1 protein-coding gene is annotated in these 1,470 nt (G+C 63.1%); it reads right to left on the reverse strand.

The features are described 5' to 3' along the window. Positions 1-1,412 (reverse strand): condensation domain-containing protein (locus tag HMPREF1023_RS15340; protein ID WP_232228743.1); only part of this gene is annotated, 1,412 nt, incomplete at its 3' end. Positions 1,413-1,470: the final 58 nt, after the last annotated feature.

Raw genomic sequence — 1,470 nt, forward strand, 5'->3', positions numbered from 1 at the left:
GCGCGGCCGGCAAGCTCCCCGTAGGTCGCCTCGCCGTCGGCTCCCCACCGCAGCGCCGGGGCATCCGGCTCGGCCTGGGCGCGGGCGAAGAACCGTCCGTGGAGCGTCCCGCCGCCGAGGTCGGCCCCCTCCGAGTTCGCCTCGGCGCGCGCCGCGCGCTGCGAAGGGGGCAGCAGGTCGGGGAACGGCTCCGACCAGTCTGAGGCCGCCAAAGAGGAGACGGCCGAGCAGTACGCATCGAACATATCGGCGATCATTCCGTCGGGGAACAGCTCGGACACGTAGTCCCACGAGAGCATGACGCCGCCGCCTCTCTCCATGGCTTGGTGGTCGAGCCACACCTGTGGAGTCTGGGACAGGCCGCCCAGATAATCCATGAAGCCGCCGTCGAGATCGAACCTACTCAGGCCGAGGGCGCTTGTGAACACCACGGGCAGAACCACTCCGGAGGTCCCTGCGGAGCGCGCCAGCTCGCGCTGGACCCACACGGCCGAGACCGCCCTATGCTCCAATCCTCCGGCAAGCTCGTTCTGGACGCCCCTCATCTGGGCCTCGACGGACGCGTCGGCCGAGGGGCGGCATGCCACCGGGAGAAGGGTGGTGAAGTCGCCCACCACCTTGTCTATGTCGGGATGGACCTCGGGGCGGTCGAAGATGGTCAGGTTCAGCGTCACGCCGCCCCCTCCGCTCCAGGCTGACAGCACCCTCGCGTAGCAAGCAAGCAGGACTGCCGAGGGTGTGATGCCGTGCAGCCGGGCCTTTTCCTTGACCGCCGACCATTCGGGCTCGGCAACCGTCCGCCACAGGCGCTCGAACCTCCCTTCCCCGACCGTCGAGGGGTCGGCGGCGAGGGGGAGCTGCGGCGCGGGCGGCAGCTCGGGCAAGCGCGAGCGCCAGTAGCCCTCCGCCTCTTCAACCTCGCGACCGTCTCTCCGGTGCCCGACGACGAAATCCCTGAACGTCAGGCCGATGCCGGGGAGGTCGGCCCCGGGGTTCTCGTAGAGTTCGGCCAGTTCGGCGAGAACGGTCATAACGCTAAGTGCGTCAAGCACCGTATAGTCGAAGCAGAATACAAGTCGAGTTTGCTTTCCTGATTCTTCATGCCAAGAAATTGAGACCACGCGATGAAGAGGGGGTTTTGCCAATGCGAATACAGTACGTTTAATCTCTTCGAGTTGCTGCTTTGCTTCAGAGCTATTTGCGCATTCAGCTCGCTCTATGTGTCCGATTTTGGAAGACGGTGCAATGGATTGAGTTCCGTCTTCTTCGACCGATGCTCTCATCATTCCGTGTCTCTTCTGCACTTTGCCCCATGCAGCATCAAGCCGATCAAGATCGATTTCGTCTACTGCGAATATCTGGCAGTAGGTTGTGCCAACGGTGGCTTGGCTGGATGAGTCTCCGCGGCTCACCAGATAAGCGTGTTGTATTTCCGTCAAAGGAAAACTCTCGTATTCTTTTGACGGATCT

This window comes from Eggerthella sp. 1_3_56FAA (assembly GCF_000185625.1).
Classification (GTDB): Bacteria; Actinomycetota; Coriobacteriia; order Coriobacteriales; family Eggerthellaceae; genus Eggerthella; species Eggerthella lenta.